This is a genomic window from Nocardia sp. NPDC059240 (genome assembly GCF_042753865.1).
Taxonomy (GTDB): Bacteria; Actinomycetota; Actinomycetes; order Mycobacteriales; family Mycobacteriaceae; genus Nocardia.
In genome coordinates this window covers 321,274-343,784 of sequence record NZ_JBHZAC010000010.1, presented here as the reverse complement: position 1 = coordinate 343,784, position 22,511 = coordinate 321,274, and the positions used below count along the sequence as shown (strand labels likewise).

Here is a 22,511-nt window from a genome sequence, read left to right as displayed (position 1 = left end):
TTGTTGGGCGTGAGCGCACAATTTCCTGTGAGCCGCGGGACGAGTTCCGTGCGTGCCATGGGCGATGTTCGCGGCTGACCGCAAGCGGCAGGGGCCGCGAGCCCGAACTCTTCTGTGCACTCGTCCAGTTTGTGTAGGGTCGGCAGCAGTCGGGTGCACGAATTCGATGAGGAGGCCGGTTATGGCAGTGCGAGTCCACGCCTTCGGCGATGACGCGCTCGGCGAGCACGACGGGGTCGCGATCGCCGGGCTGATCCGTCGTGGTGAGCTCAGTGCGGCCGAAGTCGCCAAGGCTGCCCGGGAACGCGCGGCCAGTGTGAATCCGGAGTTGAATGCGATTGTGGTGGAACCGGATTCGCCACGCATCCCGGTCGATCGTGATGCGCTGCTGTTCGGGGTGCCGACCTATGTCAAGGACAACACCGACTTGGCCGGGTTGCCCACCCAGCACGGCAGTGTGGCCTGGAGGGCGCGGCCCGCGAAAGCCGATGGGCCCTATACGAAACAGTTGCTGGCCACCGGGTTGACCGTGCTCGGCAAGTCCACCCTGCCTGAGTTCGGGTTGAACGCGACCACGGAATTCGCCGGGGCCGCGCCGACGCGCAATCCGTGGGACACGGAGTTCTCCTCGGGTGCTTCCTCGGGCGGGTCGGCGGCGCTGGTCGCGGCCGGGGTGGTGCCGATCGCGCACGGGAACGACGGCGGTGGGTCTATTCGCATCCCGGCCGCCTGCTGTGGATTGGTCGGGTTGAAGCCGACGCGGGGCCGTCATATCGACGGCCCGCAGGCTCGCTCGATGCCGATCAATCTGGTCTCGGAGGGTGTGCTGACCCGCACCGTCCGCGATACCGCCACGTATTTCGCTGCCGCCGAACGGTTCTGGCGTAATCCGGACCTGCCACCGGTCGGCCTGGTGGAGGGGCCCGCCAACCGGCGACTGCGGATCGGTGTGCTCACCGAACCCATCACCGGTGCACCTCTGGATCCGCAGATCCGCGCCACGCTCGACGACACCATCGCCCTGCTGGAAAGCCTCGGCCACGAGGTGAAGCCCATCGGCTACCCGGTGGATCGCGGTTTCGCCGAGGACTTCGCCACCTACTGGGCGATGCTGGCGTTCCTGCTCGGTATCACCGGCAAGCTGAGCTTCGACCGCTCCTTCGACCCTTCGCGCCTGGACCCCTTCACTCGAGGCCTGGGCGGTCGTTTCAAGGGTTCGGCGTTGCGCGCACCCGCTGTCCTGTACCGCCTTTCGCGTCTCCGTCACGCCTACGCCGCCTCCTTCCGCGATGTCGAACTCGTGGTGTCCCCGGTGCTGGCGTCACTGACCCCGCAGCTGGGCTACCTGAGCCCCGAGCAGCCCTTCGACGAGGTCTTCGAACGCCTGCTGGCCTACGTCACCTACACCCCGCTGGCGAATGTGACCGGCGCACCGGCGCTTTCACTACCGATGGGTGCGTCCGCCGCAGGGATGCCGATCGGAATGATGTTCTCCGCGGCTCACGGCGACGAACGCACCCTGCTCGAAATCGCCTACGCCCTGGAATCCGCCCGACCGTTCCGCCGCCTGGGCGCTTAGGCGGCGGCCGGGCCGAGGTGGCGGCTGAACCAGCCGGTGATCTGGATGATCGCCGGATCGATCGCCTCGGGCACATCGTAGAAGGCCAGGTGCGGGGTTTCCGGGCGTAGATGCAGCTTGTCGATGGCGGGCACCACCGCGAAATGGCGTTCGGCCTGATCGGGCAGTGCGCAGTTCGGGCCGTGAATCAGCAGGAACGGTTTCGTCAATCGTGCTGCGGCGCTGAGACTTTCATAACGGAGCAGGCCGTCGTCGCTCAGCACCGCGTACCGGTTGTCCCAGATGCCGCGGTCAGCCTGAGGCTGATACCACGACCACGGCACCATCCCGGGCATACCCGCGCCGGGATCGGTCGAGGAGACACCCGGCACGTACCGCACTTCACCGGTGGCCTGGTACTTCTCGAGAGCTTCCCGGCCACGAGCACGGCGATCGGCCACCACCCGCGTCCCACCCAGCCACAGCGCATCGGCCCGGGCATTGCGGAAATGCGGGGTCACCGCTGCCACCGAACGGATCAACGGATCATCGGCGGCCGCGTGGACCGCGGAGTTACCGCCCATGCAGATCCCGACCACGCCGATCCGCTCGGCATCGACCTCGCTACGACCCGCCAAGAACGCCACCGCCGCACGCAAGTCCGCCACCTTGGCCACCGGGTCCTCCACACACCGTGGCTCACCGCCGCTCTCACCGCGATAGCGTGGATCGAAAATCAGTGTGGTGAAACCGTTGTCGGCCAACCGTCGCGCGTACTGGACAGGCGCCTGCTCCTTGACGAAGGTTTCCGGACCGATGATCGCCACCGCAGGCGTGGGCCCGTTGGAGAATGCCGCGCTGTACAGCCGACCCACCAGCGTCTCGCCACCACTGACGAAGCTCACCCGCTCACCATCGTCCACACCCGCGGTCTCGGTAGCGATCTCGAACATTGAAAACCTCCCGCACCAAGCGAACTCGTATCCTGCGGCCGCATGCTCTCCCGGACGGCTGGCAACACGCTGGCAGCACACCGAGACGAGCATGCACCGGTGCACGTATCGCCCGAGAAGGCTGGTGCACCGGTGCATTCCGGTGGGGTACTAAGAGATGTTCTTCAGGAACGACACCGCGTTGGCGTCGCCCGCCACGGCGATGTCGAGTTTGCCGTCGCGGTTGAAGTCGGCCAGGACGGGCGTCTGCGGCTGAGTCGTCACATCGTATTCGCCGGTCTTGGTGAGGGTTCCGTCGCCGTTGCCGGTGAAGATGACGATCTTCGAGTTGAGTACCGCGGACATCGCGGCATCCATCTTGCCGTCATGGTTGAAGTCACCGACCGCGATGCTGGTCGGGCCCAGCCCCGAGAGATTGATGCGGTTGGTCTTCTTGAACCCGCCGTTGCCGTCGGAGATCAGCACCGTGGTGCTGAAGGAGAACGAGTCGGCGGTGATGATGTCGTCGATGCCGTCGCCGTCGAAATCGGCGGCTCGAATGTCCTCGGTGATCAGGCCGCTGGTGCTGGCTCCCTTGTGGGTGAAGCTGCCGTCACCGTTGCCGAAGAACACCTCGACCTGTTGGGACACATCGTTGTTGATCGCCATGTCGAGCTTGGAGCCGGTGTGGAACTTGCCGAGCGTGAACGCGCCGGGCGTGCCGCCGAAGGTGGTCACCGGACCCGCCTTCAAGGTCCCGTCGCCGGCGTTGAGCCAGGTCTGCACGCCGGTCGGCAGCAGGCTCAGCACATCGGGTTTGCCGTCCCCGTTCACATCACCGACCAGCACCTCCTGCTGCGCGCCCTCGAGGGTGGTGTAGGTCTTGGCCGGGGCGAAGGTGCCGTCGCCCTTGTTCAGGAACACCGCGATCTGCGTCCACGACTGGGCGATGACATCGGGCTTGCCGTCCCCGTTGAGATCGGCGACCGCGATCGCGCCGAACCCGATGCCGGGCGTCCCCACTCGCGTGCCGGGCGCGAACGTGCCATCACCCTTGCCTTTCATGACGATCGGCCCACTGCCCTGGAAGTCGGCGGCCACGATATCGGGGATGCCGTCCCCGTCGATGTCGGCGGCGACCATGCCGATCGGCGCGGGCCCCGGACCCCACGATGGGAACGAGCCACCCGACGGTGAATTCACCGCGGGTGCGAAGGTAATGGCTCCGGCCGCCCACGCCGCACTGGGCAGCGTGAGCACGACGGCCGAAACGGCGGCGGCGGTGACGAGGAAACGACGAAAAACGCGTGCGTGCATAGGAATTCCTGTGTCGCGGTAACACCACCGAACGGTGGTGGGCACGGACTCTAGGACACCGTGTAACAGGAAACCCTGCGCTTCAACGCTTTTCGGCCGATTGCCGCACCCGGACCGAGCTGTCTAGTGCACTTTGCCGAAAACCCGCCCCCACCACGGCATTGGCCATTCGGGTCGAATTCACTTGATCCGCACATGATGTGATCATGATGAGGCCAGGTGTACGTTCCGGTTCATGTACAGGATTGCGATAGGGATTGTTCTCCTGATTCTCGCCGCGGGGTGCGAGAGAACCGAGGATGCCCAGGTACTTCCGTCCACCACCTCCCGCAAACCCATTAAACCGGTCATACCTCGCATTACCGATCTGCTGGACGGACCGGCCGCTGAGAACCTGTACATTTCCACCTTGCAGCAGGCCGGCGTGCGTTTCCAGGACCGCCCACGAACGGTGTCGATGGGCCGAACAGTGTGTGCTTCGCTGCAGACGAATACCGTCCTGGGTGCGACCGCGGATTCGAGCCTGCTCGACCATATTTCGGATCGAATCACCATGGGCACAGAATTCACGGTCGACCAGTCGGGTGCCATTATCGGGGCGTCAATCGGCGCCTTCTGTCCCGAATTCTCCTATTTGGGGAATTAGACCGAGACGGGGCGAAGCGCGTCGGGCGTCAGGTCTTTCAGCGTCGGGTACCCGTCCACGGCCATGATCAGGTCGGCCTCGGCGAGGAGGGTGCGCAGTACGTGCACGATGCCGTCGGCGCCGCCGAGGGCGAGGCCGTAGGCGTAGGGGCGGCCGATGCCGACTGCGCTGGCCCCCAGGGCGAGGGCCTTGACGATGTCCGCGCCGGAGCGGACGCCGGAGTCGAAGAGGACTGGGAGGCCGTCGGCGGCGGCGACTACCTCGGGCAGGACGTCCAGGGCGGGGAGGCCGCCGTTGGCTTGGCGGCCACCGTGATTGGAGCAGTAGATGCCGTCGACGCCCAGGTCCTTGGCGCGGCGGGCGTCCTCGGGGTGGCAGATGCCCTTCACGATCAGGGGCAGGGTGGTCAGGGACCGCAGCCACGGCAGGTCGGCCCAGGTGAGCGGGTTGCCGAAGACTTGGATCCATTTCAGGATCGCCGACTGCGGATCCTGCTCCGGCGATTGGGCCAGGCTCGCTCGGAAGACCGGATCGGTGAAGTAGTTGGCGAGGCAGTGTCCGCGTAGCTGCGGGAAGTTGCCGGTCGACAGGTCCCGGGGCCGCCATCCGGTCACCCAGGTGTCGAGGGTGACCACGATGCCCTTGAATCCTGCCCGCTCCGCGCGCTCGACCAGGCTGGCGGCGAGGTCTCGGTCGGTGGGGGTGTAGAGCTGGAAAAAGCCTGGGGTGTCACCGAATTCGGCCGCCACGTCCTCCATCGGATCCACCGTCAGCGTGGAGGCCACCATCGGGACTCCGGTGCGCGCGGCCGCTTTCGCAGTCGCCAGATCGCCGTGCCCGTCCTGCGCGCACAAGCCGATCACGCCGACCGGGGCCATGAAAACCGGTGCGGGCCAGGTTGTTCCGAACAGCTCCACCGACAGGTCGCGCTGCTTGGCGCCGACGAACATGCGCGGCACCACGCCCCACTGATCGAAGGCGGCCACGTTCGCGTTCTGTGTGCGCTCATCCCCGGCCCCGCCGGCCACATACGAGTACACCGACGGCGGCATTGCCGCCTTCGCCCGCTCGGCCAGCTCCGCGTAACTCACCGGATAGGCGGGCACCACCCCGCGCAGTCCGTTGAAGTAGATCTCGTTCTGAAAGTCACCGAATGCCATCCTGAAATTGTGCGAGACTGGGCCGGGAAGGCCGGTCGATCGCAGGATACGGGCAGAGGATGCGGGACTGTGCAGGATGACGTCAGGTTGCTGAGCGAGGACGACCTCGCGCTGATCCATGCGCTACAACTGCGGCCCCGCGCGTCCTGGACCGAACTCGGGGAGGTGCTCGGCGTGGACGCGGTGACGGTGGCGCGTCGCTGGCAGCGGCTGCGCGAGCGCGGCGAAGCCTGGGTCTGTGTCTCACCCGGCCCCGCCGTGTTCGACCAGCTGTGCGCCGCCTACATCGACATCGACTGCGCCGCAGGCGAAACCGACACCGTCGTGGCAGCCCTGGTCGCCCACCCGCACATGTTGACCCTGGAACGCGCCGGTGGCAGCAACCGCATCCTGGCCACCGTCGGCACCCGCGATTTCGACCAGATCTCCCGGTATACCCTCGACATCCTGCCCGCCCTACCCCATATTGCGGCCGTACGCGCCCGCATCGTCACCCACTGGTTCACCGAGGGCGGCAGCTGGCGCATCGACGCGCTCGCCCCTGAGCAACAGCAGCGCCTGCGCACCACCCCCACCCGCACCACCCAGGATCGCGGCCTGCCCCTGACCTCCCTGGACCAGGCGCTCATCGCCGAACTCTCCCGCGACGGCCGCGCCGCCCACACCGCCCTGGCCGCCACTCTCGACACCAGTCCCTCCACCATCAAACGCCGCATCGACGACCTGACCCGCCTCGGATTGCTCAGCTTCCGTTGCGATTTCGCGCGCCCAATGGGCGGCTGGCCGGTGGCGGTCACCTTCTGGGCGACCGCACCCACCGCCGCCCTCCCCGAGATCGGTCACGCCCTCATCGGACTACCGCAAACCCGCAACTGTGCCGCCGTCAGCGGCCCCCACAATCTGGTGGTCCAGGCCGGTCTGCACTCGGTGGCGGAGGTGACGCGCTTCGAAAACCAGCTCGCCACCACGCATCCCGGCCTCACCATCACCGACCGCACCATCACCCTGCGCCACGAGAAACTCCTCGGCCGCATCCTCGACCGCCACGGCCGCTCTCGCGCCGTCGTACCCCCCGACGTCTGGCGCGACACCGCCACGGCACCCTGACCGGTCCGCGACCGGACTCAGTAGGTGGCGTTCAGGTAGTCCGCCGCATGCGTCGTCCACAGCACGTCGGTGCCGGGCATGTTGTGCCCGGAATACAGCACATGCTGGCCGTCGGGCCACGGCGTGAGATAGCCCAGCAGGCCCCGCACGGCTGCCGTGTAGCGATCCAGATTCACCGCCGGGTTCAGCAGCAGGAAATTCAGCAGCTCATGGAAGATCACCGGGGTGAGGTTCCCGATCCGCGCCCCCTCCACCAGTGAGAACGGTGAGATCGCGGTGTCGATGGCCCGCAGGGGTGAATCGTCGGGTGAGGAGGTGATGATGTCGTCGGGGTTGGCGTACTCGCGCACGTCCAGTCCCCACGGCCACTTGCCGCGTCGCCCGTGCAGGCCGTAAGTCGTTTGCGGGCAGAGGTTTCCCACCGACTGGCCTGCACGCCGCATCGGATTGGCGATGTTCACGACGAACGCGATTTCGAGGGGTGAATCATCGGTGTTGGTGTAGACACCCGCGCGCACCCCTTCGAGGATCGTGCTGGCCACGATCCCGCCGAGCGAATAGCTCAGCAGTCCACAGACATTCGGTGAATCCTGCAATGCCTTCACCCCGGTGGCGACCCCCAACCGCACCGAGGTATCCAGTGACGGCCCCCAGGTATTCGGATCCGGCCCGATCGAAGCGGGCCAATCCGGTTCGAAACAACTGAATTTGGTGACGTCCAGCAATTTGGTGACATCGTGGAGCATCCCCGCCGGTGTCCCGTCGTCATTGCGCTGCTCCCCGGTGCCGCGCAACGTGATGATGTCGATCATTTCTTTCCCCTCCGCGCGCCGAACCTTTCGCCGCCGATACCGACGTTAAGCCGGTCCCACCTGCGAATCGTGAGTAGTGAACTACCCGTTTACCTGCGGTGGTCGCCGCATTCTCGCCAGGAGCGGGGCAAAACAGAGGGCCGCGATCGAGTATCGATCGCGGCCCTCCCGGGGGTTTCGAATGTCAGCGTGGGAGATCCGCCGCGGCTGCCTCGTCGAGCAGCCAGGTGGTGGATTCCGTGCCGATCGCGCCCGCCGCCGGGATATCCAGCGGAGACGCGCCGTTGAGGGCCGCTGCCACGGCGGCGGCCTTGGCCTCGCCCGACACGATCAGCAGCACGTGCCGGGATTTGCGGATGGCCGGCAGCGTCAGGGTGATGCGCACGGCCGGGGGCTTGGGCGAATTGGTTTCGGCGACCACCAGTTCGTGTTCCTCACGGGTGGCGTCCGTGTGCGGGAACAGCGAATTGATGTGGCCTTCGCCGCCCATGCCGAGCAGATGCAGGTCGAAGGCGCCGTGTTCGGCCAGGTGGGCGTGCACCGTGGCCGAGTACTCGCCTGCTGCCTCGAGCGGGTCGGGGTAGTCGCCGCTGGAGGTCTCGGTGGGGTGCACCCGGGACGGGTCGACCGGGACGTGGTCCAGCAGCGCCTGGCGGGCCTGCAACTCGTTGCGGTCGGCGTCGCCGGTGGGGACGAAACGTTCGTCACCCCAGAAGACGTCGAGCTTGGCCCAGTCGATATCGCCCGGGGCCTTGCGGACCAACTCCAGCAATGCGACACCGGTGCCGCCGCCGGTCAGCACCACCGACGCCGAGCCGCGCAGCCGCTGCGCCTCCACCACTTCGGCGACGAAGCGGGCGGCCGCGGCCATCACGAGTTCGTCGGTGCCGGTGTAGGTTTCGACCGTCGGCTTACTCATAGGTCACCCTTTCGATGCCGGTGAGCGCCTCGGCGTAGATGTCGTCGGCGTCGAGATGCCGCAACTCCTCGGCCAGACAGTCCTTGGTCTCGCGCCGAGCCAGCGCGAAACGCTGGTCGGGTTCACCGGTGCGGGTGAGGGTCGCGGTGCGGCCGTGCTGCGGGCGGGAAATGGAGATCGCCACCGAGGACCGGTGCAACTCCACCTTCAGCTCGCCGGTGCGCCGCACCACCGGGCAGTCCAGCCGGGCGGCCAGCCAGCCGGCCAGCATGTCCAGTGCCGGTTCCTCTTTCAGCCCCGAGATTGTCACCGATTCCACGGCGTCGAAGGGGGCTTCATCGAGTGCCGCCGCCAGCAGTGCCCGCCAGTAGGTGACCCGGCTCCACGCCAGATCGGTGTCGCCGGGCGCGTAGGACTGCCGCCTGCCCTTGATGGTCGACTGCGGATCCGACGCGAAGGTGGCATCGGTGATGCGGCGGGTCGCCAGGCGGCCCACCGAATCCTTGGACGGGAACTCCGGGGCCCCGCGCGGCCACCACGCCACCACGGGGGTGTCGGGCAGCAGGAACGGGATCACCACACTGGACTCGTGGGGCACCAGGTCCCCTTGCAGCCGAAGCACTATCACCTCGGCCGCCCCCGCGTCGCCGCCGACGCGGATCTGCGCGTCCAGCCGGGTCGGAGCCATCCGGTCACCGCGCGCCAGCACTATCACCCGGCACGGGTGCTCGCGGCTGGCATCGTTGGCGGCGTCGATGGCGTCCTCGGCCTCGGAGCTGTCGAGGGTGCACACCACCAGGGTGAGCACCCGGCCCATCGTCACCACGCCATTGGATTCCCGCAGTTGCACAAGACGTTTCGACACCTCGCGGGTGTCGGTGTCGGGCATGTCGATGATCACGGTCGCCGCCATTCCCGCCCGCTGCGCGCGAGCATCTCGTCTGCGGAATCCGGACCCCAGCCACCGGCCTCGTACGGGTCGGGTTTGCCGGTCTCGGCCCAGTGCGCCAGCGCGGGATCGAGGATGCGCCAGGACAATTCGACTTCCTCGTTGACCGGGAACAGCGACGGCACCCCGAGCAACACATCCAGAATGAGCCGCTCGTACGCCTCGGGTGAGTCCTCGGTGAACGCTTCGCCGTAGCTGAAGTCCATGTTCACGTCGCGCACCTCCATCGACGATCCGGGCACCTTGGACCCGAATCGCATGGTGATGCCCTCATCCGGCTGCACCCGCACGACCAGCGCGTTCTGCCCGAGCTCCTCGGTCATGGTCTGATCGAAGGGCAGATGCGGGGCACGCTTGAACACGACCGCGATCTCGGTGACGCGGCGGCCCAGGCGCTTTCCGGTGCGCAGATAGAACGGCACACCCGCCCAGCGTCGCGTCTCCACGGCCAGGGTGATCGCCGCGTAGGTCTCGGTGCGGGAGTTGGGGTCGAAACCCTCCTCCTGCAACAGGCCCACCACCGGCTCGCTACCCTGCCAGCCTGCGGTGTACTGCCCGCGCGCCGTCGTCTCGTCCAGTGGCGCAACGAGTTTGGTTGCCGAGAGCACCTTGATCTTCTCGATCTGCAACTGCTTGGGCTGGAAGCTGACCGGCTCTTCCATCGCGGTCAACGCCAGCAGCTGCAGCAGGTGGTTCTGGATGACGTCGCGCGCCGCGCCGATGCCGTCGTAATAGCCCGCGCGCCCGCCCAATCCGATGTCCTCGGCCATGGTGATCTGGACATGGTCGACATAGTTGGCGTTCCAGATCGGATCCCACAGCTGGTTGGCGAAGCGCAGCGCCAGAATGTTCTGCACCGTCTCCTTGCCCAGATAGTGGTCGATGCGGAACACCGACCGCTCCGGGAACACCGTGTTCACCAGCGAATTGAGCGCCTGTGCGCTCTCCAGGTCGTGACCGAAGGGCTTCTCGATCACCACCCGCCGCCACGGATCCACCTGTCCGGCAGGCGAATCCGTCGGCTTGGCCAACCCGTTCTTGGACAGCTGCTCGAGCACGATCGGGAAGTCACTGGGCGGAATCGACAGGTAGAAGGCGGTATTGCCGCCCGTCCCGCGATCCCGGTCCAGATCCTTGAGCGTGGTGGCCAGCTTGTTGAAGGCCTCGTCGTCCTCGAACGTGCCGTGCACGAACCGCAGGCCCTCCTTGAGCTGCTGCCACACCTCCTCCCGGAAGGGAGTGCGCGAGGACGCCGTCACCGAATCGTGGACCAGTTTCGCGAAGTCCTCGTCGGTCCAGTCCCGGCGTGCGAACCCGACCAGGGAGAAGCCCGGGGGCAGCAGCCCCCGGTTCGCCAGGTCATAGATGGCCGGCAGCACCTTGCGCCGCGACAGGTCACCGGTAACGCCGAATATCACCACGTTGCACGGTCCAGCGATGCGTGGAACCCGGCTGTCGCGCCCATCGCGCAACGGGTTCTGCGTCGCGACCGTTGTCGCTGCGCCTGCCACCGTCAGTTTCCTCCCGCCACCTGCAGCTTTTCGGTGGTGGCCTCGAGCAGTTCAGCCCAGGACGCGACGAATTTGTCGACACCCTCGGTCTCGAGGACACCGAATACGTCGGTCAGGTCGATGCCCGCCGCCGCCAGATCGTCGAACACCTTTTGCGCGTCCGCGGCCAGTCCGGAGAGGCGATTGCCTTCCAGCACACCGTGATCGGCGAAGGCCTCGAGGGTCTTCTCCGGCAGCGTGTTGACCGTGTTGGGGCCCACCAGTTGCGTGATGTACATGGTGTCGGGGTAATCCGGGTTCTTCACACCGGTCGACGCCCACAGCGGCCGCTGCAGGTTGCCGCCCACGCCCGCCAGCTTGGCGTAGAGGTCGATGTGCGCGCCGCCCGCGGTGAAGATGTCCTCGTAGGCGGCATAGGCCAAGCGCGCGTTGGCGATTCCGGCCTTACCGCGCAGCCCCAGGGCCTCCGGGGTACCGAGGGCGTCGAGGCGTTTGTCGATCTCGGTGTCCACGCGGGAGACGAAGAACGAAGCGACGGAATGGATCTTGGCGATGTCGTGCCCGGCGGTGTGCGCGTTGCGCAGGCCGTCGAGGTAGGCGCCCATCACCGAGACGTAGCGCTGCACCGAGAAGATCAGCGTCACGTTCACGCTGATGCCCTCGGAGATCACCCGGGTGATGGCGGGCAGGCCCGCCTCCGTCGCCGGGATCTTGATCAGCAGGTTGGGCCGGTCCACGATCTTCCACAGCTCGATGGCCTGCGCCACGGTGCCGTCGGTGTCGAAGGCCAGACGCGGATCCACCTCGATGGAGACGCGACCGTCGACGCCCTTGGAGGCGGCGAACACATCGGCGAACACGTCGCAGGCGGCGCGCACGTCATCGGTGGTGATGGTGCGGATCGCCGAATCCACGTCCGCGCCGCGCGCGGCGAGCTCGTTGACCTGCTCGTCGTAGGCGTGGCCCTTGGACAGCGCGCCCTGGAAGATGGTCGGGTTGGTGGTGACACCGACGACATTGCGGGAATCGATCAGGCCCTGAAGGTTTCCGGACTTGATGCGGTCACGCGACAGATCGTCCAGCCACACCGAAACCCCGGCGGCCGACAGGGCCGCGGTGTTCGTGTTCTGGGTCATGAAAACTATCCCTTCACCTTGGCAAGCGAGCGGGTGGCAGCGGCGACGACGGCGTCGGCGGTGATGCCGAACTCGCGGAACAGCGTCTTGAAATCGGCCGAGGCACCGAAGTGCTCGATCGACACGTTCTCACCGGCGTCACCGGTGAAACGGTGCCACGGCATGGCGATACCGGCCTCGACGGTGACTCGCGCCCGCACCGACGGCGGCAGCACCTCGTCGCGGTAGGACTGCTCCTGCGCGTCGAACCACTCCACACACGGCATGGACACCACCCGGGTGCCGACGCCGCTTGCCTCGAGGGTAGCGCGCGCGTCCACCGCGAGCTGCAGTTCCGAGCCGGTCGCGATCAGGATTACCTGCGGTGTGCCGGTGGAGGATTCGGCCAGCACGTAACCGCCCTTGCGGACGCCCTCGTAGCTGGTGCCCTCCTGGATCGGCAGGTCCTGACGGGTCAGCGCCAGCGCGGACGGGCCGTCCTGATGCGGGGCCTCCGAGACCAGGAAGTGCGAATGCCGTTCGGCGCTATCGCGTTCCAGGATGGTGCGCCAGGCGTGGGTGGTTTCGTTGGCGTCGCCGGGGCGAACGACATTGAGGCCCGGGATGGCGCGCAGCGCGGCCAGGTGCTCGATCGGCTGGTGCGTCGGGCCGTCCTCGCCCAGGCCGATGGAGTCGTGGGTCCACACGTAGGTGACCGGGGTGCGCATGAGCGCGGCCAGGCGCACGGCCGGGCGCATGTAGTCGGAGAACACGAGGAACGTGCCACCGTACGGACGAGTCGGTCCGTGCAGTGCGATGCCGTTGAGGATCGAGCCCATCGCGTGCTCACGCACACCGAAGTGCAGGGTCCGCCCGTACGGGTTGGCCTTCCACGCGCCGGTGGAGATGTCCTCCGGTCCGAAGGACGCCGCACCCGGCATGGTGGTGTTGTTGGATTCCGCGAGGTCGGCCGAACCGCCCCACAGCTCCGGCAGCACCGGGGCCAGCGCCGCCAGCACCTGACCGGACGCCTTACGGGTGGCCATCGCCTTGCCGGCCTCGTGCACCGGCAGGGTCTCGGTCCAGCCCTCGGGCAGCGCCCGGGTCTGCAGGCGATCGAAGAGCGCCTTGTTCTCTGGGTTGGCCGCGGCCCACGCGTCGAACTGCTCCTGCCACACGGCACGGGCGGCCTTGGCACGGTCGGCGGCATTGCCGCGCGAATGCGCCAGCACCGCACCGTCAACGTCGAAGCTCTTGTCCGGGTCGAAGCCCAGGATCTTCTTGGTGGCCGCGACCTCGTCCTTGCCCAGCGCCGCGCCGTGCGCGCCACCGGTGTTCATCTTGGTCGGGGCCGGGTAGCCGATGATGGTGCGCAGCAGGATGATCGACGGCTTGTCGGTCACCGCCTGCGCGGCGGCCACGGCGGCCTCGATGGCCGTCACGTTCTCGCCACCCTCGACGGTCTGCACGTGCCAGCCGTAGGCGGCGTAACGCGCGGCGACGTCCTCGGTGAAGGCGATGCGGGTGTCGTCCTCGATGGAGATCTTGTTGTCGTCGTAGAAGACGACCAGGTTGCCCAGCTGCTGGGTGCCCGCCAGCGAGGACGCCTCGGAGGTGACGCCCTCTTCCATGTCGCCGTCGGAGGCGATCACGTAGATGAAGTGGTCGAACGCGCTGCCGCCCTGCGCCGCCGCGGGATCGAACAGGCCACGCTCACGACGCGACGCCATCGCCATGCCGACCGCGGAGGCCAGACCCTGACCCAGCGGGCCGGTGGTGATCTCGACGTGGTCGGTGTGGCGGTACTCCGGGTGGCCCGGGGTCAGCGCGCCCCAGGTGCGCAGCGCCTCCAGGTCGCTCAGCTCGAGACCCATGCCCGCCAGATACAGCTGCACGTACAGCGTCAGGCTGGAGTGCCCGCAGGACAGCACGAAACGGTCGCGTCCCACCCACTCCGGATCGGTCGGGTCGTGGCGCATCACACGCTGAAACAGCGTGTACGCCAACGGCGCCAGGCTCATCGCGGTGCCGGGATGGCCGTTGCCGACCTTCTGCACAGCGTCGGCGGCGAGGACCCTGGCCGTATCGACGGCTCTCGTGTCCAGATCGGTCCAGTCGGTGGGGTGGTTCGGCTGAGTGAGCGCGCGGATGTCGTCTGTGACTGACACGACCGAGGTTCTCCTGACCTGTTCGTCAACGATGCGGTTGTGGGCGGCGGGATGATTCGCTGCGGTTGATCCCTGGTGCGCCGCCTGCGGGGACATGCGGCGCACCGATCTACGTCCACCCTAAAGGGCGGCGTTTCCTCGTCCTACGGGAACCCGGATTCACCGGCGGATGTGTCACTGGATAGAAGCCGCCCGCCGACCTGTTCGTGACTACCCGGTGTACGCGTCGCCAACCGGTCTCGCCGCGCCCCACGGGTGGACCTGGTCGGGAGCATGGTCGCCGTGGGTCTACCATGCTCTGTAGTAGTCACGGCGTGCGAGGAGAAACAGTGGGGATTGGGCAACAGCCGGGTGGCGCTCACGGCTCCTCCGGGGCAGTGCTCGCCGACCGTGTCACGGGCAGTGGCCCGCTTTCGGCGGCGCTCAGGCGAGTGCTCGCCTATATCGCGCTCACCAAGCCGCGGGTCATCGAGTTGCTGCTCGTCGCAACGATTCCCACCATGTTGCTGGCACACCGCGGCACCCACATTCAGATCGGTCTCATCCTGGCCACGCTCTTCGGCGGCTGGATGGGGGCGGCGAGTGCCAACACGCTGAACTGTGTTGCGGACGCAGATATCGACAAGGTGATGAAGCGGACCTCGAAGCGTCCGCTCGCCCGTGAGGCGGTGCCGACCCGCAACGCCTTCATTTTCGGTGTCAGCCTCGGGCTGGCGTCCTTCGCGTGGCTGTGGTGGCAGGCCAACCTGCTCTCGGGCGCGCTGGTGGTGGCGACGATTCTGTTCTACGTCTTCGTCTACACCCTCGGCCTCAAGCGCCGCACCTCGCAGAACGTGGTGTGGGGTGGCGCGGCCGGGTGTATGCCGGTGCTGGTCGGCTGGTCGGCGGTGACCGGCACCATCGGGTGGCCCTCGATCGTGCTGTTCCTGGTCATCTTCTTCTGGACGCCCCCGCACACCTGGGCGCTGGCCATGCGCTACAAGGAGGACTACAAGGCCGCGGGCGTCCCGATGCTCCCGGTCGTGGCCACCGAAGAGGTCGTCACCAAGCAGATCGTCCTCTACACCTGGGCCACCGTCCTGGCCACCTTCGCGCTGGCCCCCGCCGCCGGCGTCATCTACGCCGCCACCGTTCTGGTCGCCGGCGCCTGGTTCCTGCTGATGGCCCACCAGCTGTATTCCGGTGTCCGCAAGGGCGAATCCGTCAAGCCCCTGCGACTGTTCCTGCAGTCCAACAACTATCTCGCCGTCGTCTTCTGCGGCCTCGCCGTCGACTCCGTCCTCGGCTACCACACCCTCGGCCACACCCTCTTCGGCTGGTCCTGACCCGCGCCACGCTCGGCCGTGTCGATCCGGCCGAGCGCCATTCGATGTCAGAGTAGGGGCGGAACTGCCGCCCGCTCGGTCGAGAGGAACGCACCATGCCGAAACTTCGTGTCCACAACTTCGCCGTGTCGCTCGACGGGTTCGGGGCCGGACCCGATCAGACCGCTGACGCGCCGATGGGGGCCGGGGGAGAACGTCTGCACGAGTGGGTGTTCCGGACCCGCTACGGCAGCGACATGCTCGGCACGGAGGGTGGGGAGATCGGCGCCGACAACGACCTGCTTGCCGCCGGGAACCGCAATATCGGCGCGACCATCATGGGCCGCAATATGTTCGGACCCGTACGGGGCGAGTGGCCTGATCACGACTGGACCGGCTGGTGGGGCGAGATTCCGCCTTATCGCCACGACACGTTCGTCATGACCCACCACCCTCGGCCCACGCTGACCATGAAGGGTGGCACCACTTTTCACTTCGTCGCCGACACTCCCGAAGCGGTGCTGAAACGCGCTGTCGATGCCGCGGGCGGGGAGGACGTGCGGTTGGGTGGGGGAGTGGGGACCGTGCGGCGATTCCTGGCCGCGGGGCTCGTCGACGAACTCCATTTGGCGATCGTGCCGATTCTGCTGGGTGCCGGGGAGCGGCTCTTCGACGGCCTCGGCAGTCTGCCCGGCTACCGGGTCGTCGAGATGCAGAGCACCAACACCGTCACCCATGTGTGGATGAGCAGGCAGTAGGGGCTCGTCGGGGAGGTCCGCGGCGTCCTCCGCGCTGTGAGTGATCCCGCAGCGCGGAGGACGATCCGAGGGGTTTCGGTCAGATGCCGAATGGTGTTGCGTAGCGGACGGTTCCGCTCGGCAGCTGCTCAGCGGTGAGCGACAGAGCCATCAGGGCCTCGTCGGGGACCTCGATGCTGAGGCGGATGCCGTGTGCGCTCGCGCGGCCGAAACCGAAGCGCGGGTAGTACTCCGGGTGTCCGAGTACTACGACGAAGGACTCGCCCTGGTCGCGGGCCGCGTTCAAGACCGCGCGGATGGCGGCGGAACCTGCTCCGGTGCGCTGATATTCGGGCCGTACCGAGCACGGTGCCAGGCACAGTGCCGGGGTGGTGTCGATGTGGCAGCGGGTGAGCAGGGCGTGGCCGATGATGGTGCCCTCGGTGTCGGTGGTGATCATCGACAGGCCGTCGAGCCAGGCGGAATCGGCACGCAGGGCGTCTACGAGGTCGGCTTCCTCGGCGGTGTCGAAGGCCGCGAGGGTGATCGCGCGAATGTCGTCGATATCGGTGGCGATCTCGGCGCGGGTCAGCCAGGTGTTGTTGCTGGACATGGTCGAAACTCCTGAATTGTCATGTGGGACAAGGGGGATACAGGAGTGACCGCTGTCGCACTGCGGGCACGAAGGCCCGGAGCCGGTCGAGGGGACCGGGTGGCGCGTGGATGGGTCAGTTCGCGATGCGAAGGGTGAGGAGACCCTGGATGCCACCGGCAACAGCGGTCTTCGGCGCGGTCATCAACTCACCTCCGGTCATGTACAGCTGACTGCGAACCCCCGCAGCCTATCGAACTGGACATTCGACCGGCAAGCGGGGGTTGCTCGGATCACTACTCGGCGTTGTTGTCGAGGACCTCACGCAGGGTGCGGGCGAAGGGCTCTGGCTGACCCGGGTAACCGGAGTCGGGACCGGTGAAACCGCCGTGGTGACTGGGGAATACGACGGGATCGATACCCAGCAGGGCGGCGGTGGCCACCGAGGTGCGGGCGGTCAGCTCACCCGTGGATTCCTCACCGACGGCGATCACAACCCGGGTCGGCGCGGCGAGCAGCGCGGCGACGTCGGGGGAGTAGTCGGTGACGGCCCACGAGCTGTCCGACAGCAGCGGGTCGTCGCGGGTGCCGTCGTCCTCGGTCGGCATGCCGAACATCGCGGGGTCGGCGGGCAGCTGCGCAAACAGGGCGTCGGTGAACTCGCCCTGCCACGACGACCAGGCGATGAAGCTGGCCATGCCGGCGAAGGAACCCTTGGCCTCGTAGGCGTCGCGGACCGCGGCGCGAGCGCGGAAGGCGGCCTCGGCGTCGGGCAGCACCGGCAGCATGGGCGGTTCGTGCGCGACCAGGGTTGCCAGGTCGTTCGGGTGGGCGGCGACCAGGGCCAGCGCGGTGACCGCGCCGCCGCTACTGGCGAACATATCGACCGGGCCGAGACCCAGGGCGGTCAGCAGGGTGTGGATGTCCTCGGCCTGCACGGTCGGCGAATTGTCGGTGCGGCCGTCCTTGCGGACACTGCGGCCCAGCCCGCGCGGGTCGTAGGTGATGACCGTCCGCTCCGGGAAATAGGAAGCCAGCGTGGCGAATCCGGCTGCCGTCATCGGCTGGCCGATCATCAGCAGCGGCCGTTGGGCACTGTCGGCGGGCGTGGGACCCAGCACGTCGTAGGCGAGGTCGACGTCGGCGGTTTCGAGGATGTGTTCGCTCATATCGGTACAGACGGTACGGCGCAGCAGAATTCATCGGTGGATCTGTGACAGCATGTCGGGGAACCAGCCCAACGGCAGGTAGGCGGCCATGAGGATACCTGCGATTCGCAACCTCCTGACGGTGATCGTCTGCGCCGTCGTGCTCGCCGCCTGTGCCGGGACCTCCAGCGCACCCCCGGCCCCGACCGGAGTGCCTGCGACGGGGACGCTCACCCTCGACGGTGCCGTGTACGGCCGCCCGATCCCCGTGGGCGACACCGTGATCGCGTCCACCGAGAACGATTCCGTGTACGCGGTGGCCGGTGACACGGTCCGCTGGCGCACCCATCTCGCCGAACCGATGCCCGGCAAGGACCTGCCGTGCGGGGATATCGATCCGGTCGGCATCACGGGCGCACCCGCCTACGATGCGGACGCCCACCGTGTCTACGTGGTCGCCGAATCGAGTGGCGCGCACAAAACTCTCTACGGACTCGACGCGGCGACCGGCACGATCACCCTGCAGGTCCCCGTCGACCCACCCTTCGGTGCTGCGCCGTCCTACCTGCAACGCCCCGCCCTGACCGTCCGTGACGGCCACGTCTACGCCGCCTTCGGCGGCAACTACGGTGACTGCGGCACCTACACGGGAGCGGTTGCGGCCGTCGATGTCTCGACCTCTGCCGTCGCCTGGTACCGGGCCTCCTCGGGTGGCCGCGGCGGCATCTGGGCACCCGGCGCACCCGCGCAGACCGACGGGCTGCTGTACTACTCGGTCGGCAACGGTGACGCCGAGCCGGGCGCAACCTACGACAACACCGACGCCGTCATCGCCCTCACCCCGGACCTGCAACGCCGCGACTTCTTCGCGCCCACCGGTTGGGCACAGGACAATGCCGCCGACCGCGATCTGGGCACCATGAATCCGGCCCTGGTCGACGGCCACCTCGTCATCGCGGGCAAATCCGGCGACGGTTACGTTCTGGATCCCGCCCACCTGGGCGGAATCTCTTCCATGGCACCGGCTTTCACCGGCTGCAAGGCCTACGGCGCGGCCGCGGTCGACGGTGACGCGGCCTATCTGCCCTGCTCTCGAGGCACGTGGGCGGTCCGCGTCACGGCAACGGGCGCGGCCACCGTGTCATGGCGAGCCGGCGTGCACGCCAACGGCCCGCCGCTGATGGCGGCCGGTCGGGTCTGGGCGACCGACTGGCACGCCGCGACGCTCTACGCGCTGGACCCGGCGACCGGAAATGTCCTCGCCCAGTACGCAACCGGCCCGCTCCCGCACTTCGCCACCCCCACCCTCGCCGGGGACATGCTGGTGCTCGGCACCCTCGCAGGGCTCGAGTACTTCCGCCTGCCCTGACCCATGCCCGACCGCGATCACGGGCAGGGTGCGAGCGGGAAGCAGGCGGGTGCGTCGCTGGTGTGCGGGATGGTCGGATCGGTGGTGTGCGTCGTCGTGGTCGCCTCGACCACCGCCGATTGCTTCTGCTGCGGCTGCTTGCTCGGCGTCGAGGTGGTTTTCCCCGTGCAGGCGATGGCGATCACCAGGATGATGGCAGCCAAAATCAGCCCCGCGATGATCGGCAGATCCTTGCGTCGCCGCTTGGGTTCGTTGCCGCGAGTGGCGCGCTGCTCCGACCACAGCGGGAATCCGGTCTGCTGCTGCGGTGGTTGCTGATGCTGTTGCTGGGGTGGCGGCGCGAAAGTGCCCGCCGGTGCACCGGATTGCGGTCCAGGTCCAGCCCCGGGTCCAGGTCCGGTTGCCGGTGGCCGCTGAGGCTGCCCGACGGGCAGGGGTTGCGTCGGCCGGGCTCCCGGCATCGGGGTGGGCGGCGGCGGATTGCCCCGTCCCTGTCGTCCACCGGCGGGCGGCGATTGGGGTGGCATCCCGGTGACCGCCGCATACGCCGCAGCCGCTGCGGCTGCCGAGGTCGCGGCGGGAATCGCCGCCTTGGCCGCCGACCCGGCCCCGCGGGTGGGCGCGACAGGTTCTTGCTGCACGACCGGACGTGTGTCGTCGTCCGGTCCCGCCGCACCACCGGAGGCCGCGCCCGCCGCGCGTCCGCCCGGCCCGCCCAGCGGTTCGGTCGGGTACGAGGTCGGCACCGAGAGCACTTCGGTGGCCCGGCTCGAGAACGGCAGTGGTGCGTCCCGTGCCGAGTCCGGCACCGGGAATCCCTCGGTGACCAGATCGGAATAGCTTGCGGCGGCGGCGAATCCGAGCGCACCGAGCGCCTGCCCGACCTGCGCGGCATCCCAGGACGCCGGCGCGCCCTCGGCCAGTTTGGTGAAGTACGCGCGCAGCGAGGAGGGCCCGTCGCCGATGAGCACATCGATTCCGGTGGGCAGGTCACCCTTTTCGAGCTTCACCCGGCTGCCCAGTTGCGGCACCAGCAACACCAGCCCGCTGACCGGCACCCGCTCGCGCCCCGGCGCGGAACGCAACTGCCCGGCCAGATCGACGGTCTGCCGCCGCACCCGTTCGAGCGGATCGGCGTCCCCGTCGATCGGCGCGGGTTTGCCGTCGACGGTCCAGGGCTGATCCTGCGCACACGTGAGGGTCCCGGTGACCCGATCGGTGAAGCCGTGCACACCCACCACCACGCAGGTCTGCGGAGTCCACACCACCACATCGGCGTCCTGGCACTGCACGACCGCGATGCCCGGCACCGCTTGCGGTCCGCTCCAGGATTTGAGCCAGTTCACCACCGTGCGCTCGGTGTTCGACAACCGCGACGGGTCGTCGTTACGGACCTTCACCAACATCCCAGACCACCTCTGACCGATGCGCCTCTACCTGCCGGCCGCCCGAACCCTTCGCCGCGACCACCTTACGGGGTCGCGGCGTCCTCGCGTGGCCGAAAATGTTCGGTCAGGGTGAATCGTCTTGCGCGGCAGCATGATCATTCTGCACGGTGGGGGCAACTCTCGGGCTCTCAGGGGCTTCCCCTGAAACCCCTTCTCGCACCAGCCCCTACGCAACCCCTCCCTGTGCAGTCGCCTGCCCTCGTGAATCCCCTTATCTGTGGGGCTTCAGCCCTGGCGAATCCCCTGCCCGTCGTGGCCTGAGTCGTCGATGAATCCGATGTATCCGTCCGGGCGGACGTAGACGCGGGTGCCGGAGGCTGCCGAGTAGGCGTGCTGCGCATGGCCGTTGGAATCGGTGAATTCGCCCGTACCGGGCTCGGATCCCGGTGCGAGGATTCGAACCACCTTGGTGTCGAGTGCGATCGGCGGCACGTCGTGGCCGTCGGTGTCCGGGCCGAACAGCAGCAGCGTGGCGTGCGGTCCGGCGAAGAGTTCGAACATCCGGACGGTTTTGCCGTTGGCGTCGGTGAGGGGAGCGTCCGGGGCGCGATCACCCGCCCGGAGTCCGGCTCCCGCCTCGGTCCGGTAGCTGATGTCGAGTTGGTGGGTGCCCTCGCGATCCATGGCGTCGGGATCACCCTTGACGGTCCGGTCGAGCAGTTCGCTGCTCAGGCCCAGCACCCGCGCGGCGGTGGTGCGCCGCTCGGTCTCGTAGGTGTCCAGCAGCGCCTCGCTCGCCGCACTCGGATCGCGCAGTGCGACTTCGAGTTTCCAGCCCAGGTTGAACGCATCCTGGACGCCGGTATTGAGCCCCTGCCCGCCGGTCGGCGGATGCACGTGCGCGGCGTCCCCGGCCAGGAACACTCGGCCCACCCGATATCGCTGTGCCAGCCGCACATTCGGCCGCCACACGGTCGACCAGGTCAACTCCGACAGGATGATGTCGTCGCGGTGCGAGCGCCGGGTGATGTGCTCCTGCAGCACCGCGATGTCGGTGCCGGAATCCGTGTCCAGCCCGGTGGCGAATTGGAACCTGCGCCCGCCGGGCAGCGGCATCAGCGCGATGCCGTCCATCGGCGCGCTCGAATCCGAGAACCAGTATCCGACCGAATGATCGAGCACGTCCGCGCGGACGTCCCCCAGCAGCATGCGGATCGACTCGTCCGTGCTGCCCTCGAAGGCGATGCCGAGGGTCTTGCGCACGGTGCTGCGCCCGCCGTCCGCGCCGACCAGGTAGTCCACCCGCACGGTCTCCCGCGTCCCGGCGTGCTCGAGGGTCGCGGTCACCGCGTCGGCGTCACCGCTGAATTCCACCAGCGCCGTTCCGGATTCGACCCGCACCCCGAATTCGGCGAGCCGCTCGCGCAGCACCCGCTCGGTGTCGGCCTGCGCTAGCACCCACGGATTCGGGTGCGGCACTTCCGCGCTGGGCTCACGCCACTGGCTCATCCGCCGCTCCATCACGAACTGCCCGTCCACGTGGATCAGCAACGGCGCCTGCGGCGCACCCTGGGCGAGCACCGCGTCGAGCACGCCCAGGTCCTCGAACACCTCGAGGGTGCGCGGCTGGATGCCGTCGCCGCGCGATCCCGCGAAGAATTCCTCGGCCTTGTCGACGATGCGTACGCCGACCCCGCGCCGGGCCAGATCGATGGCGAGGGTGAGCCCGGTGGGACCGGCTCCCGCGATGAGGACCTGCGTGTTCATGCCAACTCCGAA

General features: G+C 67.8%; 19 protein-coding genes. 6 read left to right on the top strand and 13 right to left on the bottom strand.

All coding sequences use genetic code 11. The features are described from left to right. Positions 1 to 181 precede the first annotated feature (181 nt). Entirely contained in the window at positions 182 to 1,579 is a 1,398-nt protein-coding gene (locus tag ACFXHA_RS33670) for an amidase (protein WP_379363315.1), read from the top strand. On the opposite strand, the gene ACFXHA_RS33665 is transcribed toward ACFXHA_RS33670, so the two are convergent. Beyond that, positions 1,576 to 2,511 (bottom strand): alpha/beta hydrolase, encoded by a 936-nt coding sequence (locus ACFXHA_RS33665; protein WP_379363313.1) that lies wholly within the window; start codon positions 2,509 to 2,511, stop codon positions 1,576 to 1,578. The two genes, ACFXHA_RS33670 and ACFXHA_RS33665, sit on opposite strands and share 4 nt — an antisense overlap. 150 nt (positions 2,512 to 2,661) lie before the next feature. Then, entirely contained in the window at positions 2,662 to 3,807 is a 1,146-nt protein-coding gene (locus ACFXHA_RS33660; protein ID WP_379363311.1) for an FG-GAP repeat domain-containing protein, read from the bottom strand. 235 nt (positions 3,808 to 4,042) lie between these two features. Here ACFXHA_RS33660 and ACFXHA_RS33655 point away from each other — a divergent pair, with 235 nt between their 5' ends. Further along, positions 4,043 to 4,453, top strand: coding sequence for a DUF732 domain-containing protein (locus ACFXHA_RS33655; RefSeq protein ID WP_379363309.1), 411 nt, complete (start codon positions 4,043 to 4,045; stop codon positions 4,451 to 4,453). Here the strand turns inward: ACFXHA_RS33655 and ACFXHA_RS33650 are convergent. Next, a complete protein-coding gene (locus ACFXHA_RS33650) occupies positions 4,450 to 5,613 on the bottom strand; it encodes a lactate 2-monooxygenase (protein ID WP_379363307.1) in 1,164 nt (387 codons plus the stop codon). The two genes, ACFXHA_RS33655 and ACFXHA_RS33650, sit on opposite strands and share 4 nt — an antisense overlap. 69 nt (positions 5,614 to 5,682) lie before the next feature. Between ACFXHA_RS33650 and ACFXHA_RS33645 the strand changes: the two genes are divergently transcribed. Continuing rightward, positions 5,683 to 6,720 (top strand): Lrp/AsnC family transcriptional regulator, encoded by a 1,038-nt coding sequence (locus ACFXHA_RS33645; RefSeq protein WP_379363305.1) that lies wholly within the window; start codon positions 5,683 to 5,685, stop codon positions 6,718 to 6,720. 17 nt (positions 6,721 to 6,737) lie between these two features. Here the strand turns inward: ACFXHA_RS33645 and ACFXHA_RS33640 are convergent, their stop codons facing one another. From ACFXHA_RS33640 to tkt, 6 genes are all read right to left on the bottom strand, one after another. Further along, positions 6,738 to 7,532 carry a hypothetical protein gene (locus ACFXHA_RS33640; protein ID WP_379363303.1) on the bottom strand — a complete coding sequence of 265 codons (795 nt, stop codon included), beginning with the start codon at positions 7,530 to 7,532 and terminating at the stop codon, positions 6,738 to 6,740. 184 nt (positions 7,533 to 7,716) lie between these two features. Next, the gene (pgl, locus tag ACFXHA_RS33635) at positions 7,717 to 8,451 is read right to left on the bottom strand and encodes a 6-phosphogluconolactonase (RefSeq protein WP_379363301.1); all 735 of its coding nucleotides are present in this window, start codon (positions 8,449 to 8,451) and stop codon (positions 7,717 to 7,719) included. Beyond that, on the bottom strand, positions 8,444 to 9,352 hold the full coding sequence (gene opcA / locus ACFXHA_RS33630; RefSeq protein WP_379363466.1) for a glucose-6-phosphate dehydrogenase assembly protein OpcA: 909 nt from the start codon (positions 9,350 to 9,352) through the stop codon (positions 8,444 to 8,446). Before opcA ends, pgl begins: the two co-directional genes overlap by 8 nt. Then, positions 9,349 to 10,911: a glucose-6-phosphate dehydrogenase gene (gene zwf, locus ACFXHA_RS33625; RefSeq protein WP_379363299.1), complete on the bottom strand. Its 1,563-nt coding sequence runs from the start codon at positions 10,909 to 10,911 to the stop codon at positions 9,349 to 9,351. The genes opcA and zwf overlap by 4 nt, the downstream gene beginning before the upstream one ends. Positions 10,912 to 10,913: 2 nt before the next feature. Continuing rightward, positions 10,914 to 12,047, bottom strand: a complete 1,134-nt coding sequence (tal, locus tag ACFXHA_RS33620; protein WP_379363297.1) for a transaldolase — start codon at positions 12,045 to 12,047, stop codon at positions 10,914 to 10,916. A gap of 5 nt (positions 12,048 to 12,052) precedes the next feature. Continuing rightward, entirely contained in the window at positions 12,053 to 14,194 is a 2,142-nt protein-coding gene (gene tkt, locus ACFXHA_RS33615; protein ID WP_379363295.1) for a transketolase, read from the bottom strand. A 377-nt stretch (positions 14,195 to 14,571) separates the two neighbouring features. Between tkt and ACFXHA_RS33610 the strand changes: the two genes are divergently transcribed. Together ACFXHA_RS33610 and ACFXHA_RS33605 are read left to right on the top strand one after the other, a co-directional pair. Then, complete coding sequence (locus tag ACFXHA_RS33610) at positions 14,572 to 15,519, top strand: heme o synthase (protein WP_379363464.1); 948 nt, start codon at positions 14,572 to 14,574, stop codon at positions 15,517 to 15,519. 95 nt (positions 15,520 to 15,614) lie between these two features. Then, positions 15,615 to 16,256: a dihydrofolate reductase family protein gene (locus ACFXHA_RS33605; protein ID WP_379363293.1), complete on the top strand. Its 642-nt coding sequence runs from the start codon at positions 15,615 to 15,617 to the stop codon at positions 16,254 to 16,256. A 79-nt stretch (positions 16,257 to 16,335) separates the two neighbouring features. On the opposite strand, the gene ACFXHA_RS33600 is transcribed toward ACFXHA_RS33605, so the two are convergent. Both ACFXHA_RS33600 and ACFXHA_RS33595 read right to left on the bottom strand, forming a co-directional pair. Further along, entirely contained in the window at positions 16,336 to 16,848 is a 513-nt protein-coding gene (locus ACFXHA_RS33600) for a GNAT family N-acetyltransferase (RefSeq protein WP_379363291.1), read from the bottom strand. A gap of 275 nt (positions 16,849 to 17,123) precedes the next feature. Then, positions 17,124 to 17,996 (bottom strand): alpha/beta fold hydrolase, encoded by an 873-nt coding sequence (locus tag ACFXHA_RS33595; protein ID WP_379363289.1) that lies wholly within the window; start codon positions 17,994 to 17,996, stop codon positions 17,124 to 17,126. 88 nt (positions 17,997 to 18,084) lie between these two features. Between ACFXHA_RS33595 and ACFXHA_RS33590 the strand changes: the two genes are divergently transcribed. After that, the gene (locus tag ACFXHA_RS33590; protein ID WP_379363287.1) at positions 18,085 to 19,344 is read left to right on the top strand and encodes a PQQ-binding-like beta-propeller repeat protein; all 1,260 of its coding nucleotides are present in this window, start codon (positions 18,085 to 18,087) and stop codon (positions 19,342 to 19,344) included. A gap of 17 nt (positions 19,345 to 19,361) precedes the next feature. On the opposite strand, the gene ACFXHA_RS33585 is transcribed toward ACFXHA_RS33590, so the two are convergent. Together ACFXHA_RS33585 and ACFXHA_RS33580 are read right to left on the bottom strand one after the other, a co-directional pair. After that, positions 19,362 to 20,750, bottom strand: a complete 1,389-nt coding sequence (locus ACFXHA_RS33585; RefSeq protein WP_379363285.1) for a hypothetical protein — start codon at positions 20,748 to 20,750, stop codon at positions 19,362 to 19,364. A gap of 267 nt (positions 20,751 to 21,017) precedes the next feature. Further along, entirely contained in the window at positions 21,018 to 22,499 is a 1,482-nt protein-coding gene (locus ACFXHA_RS33580; protein WP_379363283.1) for an FAD-dependent monooxygenase, read from the bottom strand. Between the last annotated feature and the right edge of the window lie 12 nt (positions 22,500 to 22,511).

Coding starts and splice junctions, on each gene's coding strand:
- ACFXHA_RS33655 (WP_379363309.1), top strand. CDS start 4,043: ATGTACAGGATTGCGATAGGGATTGTTCTCCTGATTCTCGCCGCGGGG.
- ACFXHA_RS33585 (WP_379363285.1), bottom strand. CDS start 20,750: ATGTTGGTGAAGGTCCGTAACGACGACCCGTCGCGGTTGTCGAACACC.
- tal (WP_379363297.1), bottom strand. CDS start 12,047: ATGACCCAGAACACGAACACCGCGGCCCTGTCGGCCGCCGGGGTTTCG.
- ACFXHA_RS33660 (WP_379363311.1), bottom strand. CDS start 3,807: ATGCACGCACGCGTTTTTCGTCGTTTCCTCGTCACCGCCGCCGCCGTT.
- ACFXHA_RS33670 (WP_379363315.1), top strand. CDS start 182: ATGGCAGTGCGAGTCCACGCCTTCGGCGATGACGCGCTCGGCGAGCAC.
- ACFXHA_RS33640 (WP_379363303.1), bottom strand. CDS start 7,532: ATGATCGACATCATCACGTTGCGCGGCACCGGGGAGCAGCGCAATGAC.
- ACFXHA_RS33665 (WP_379363313.1), bottom strand. CDS start 2,511: ATGTTCGAGATCGCTACCGAGACCGCGGGTGTGGACGATGGTGAGCGG.
- ACFXHA_RS33595 (WP_379363289.1), bottom strand. CDS start 17,996: ATGAGCGAACACATCCTCGAAACCGCCGACGTCGACCTCGCCTACGAC.
- ACFXHA_RS33580 (WP_379363283.1), bottom strand. CDS start 22,499: ATGAACACGCAGGTCCTCATCGCGGGAGCCGGTCCCACCGGGCTCACC.
- ACFXHA_RS33605 (WP_379363293.1), top strand. CDS start 15,615: ATGCCGAAACTTCGTGTCCACAACTTCGCCGTGTCGCTCGACGGGTTC.
- ACFXHA_RS33590 (WP_379363287.1), top strand. CDS start 18,085: ATGAGGATACCTGCGATTCGCAACCTCCTGACGGTGATCGTCTGCGCC.
- ACFXHA_RS33600 (WP_379363291.1), bottom strand. CDS start 16,848: ATGTCCAGCAACAACACCTGGCTGACCCGCGCCGAGATCGCCACCGAT.
- pgl (WP_379363301.1), bottom strand. CDS start 8,451: ATGAGTAAGCCGACGGTCGAAACCTACACCGGCACCGACGAACTCGTG.
- ACFXHA_RS33650 (WP_379363307.1), bottom strand. CDS start 5,613: ATGGCATTCGGTGACTTTCAGAACGAGATCTACTTCAACGGACTGCGC.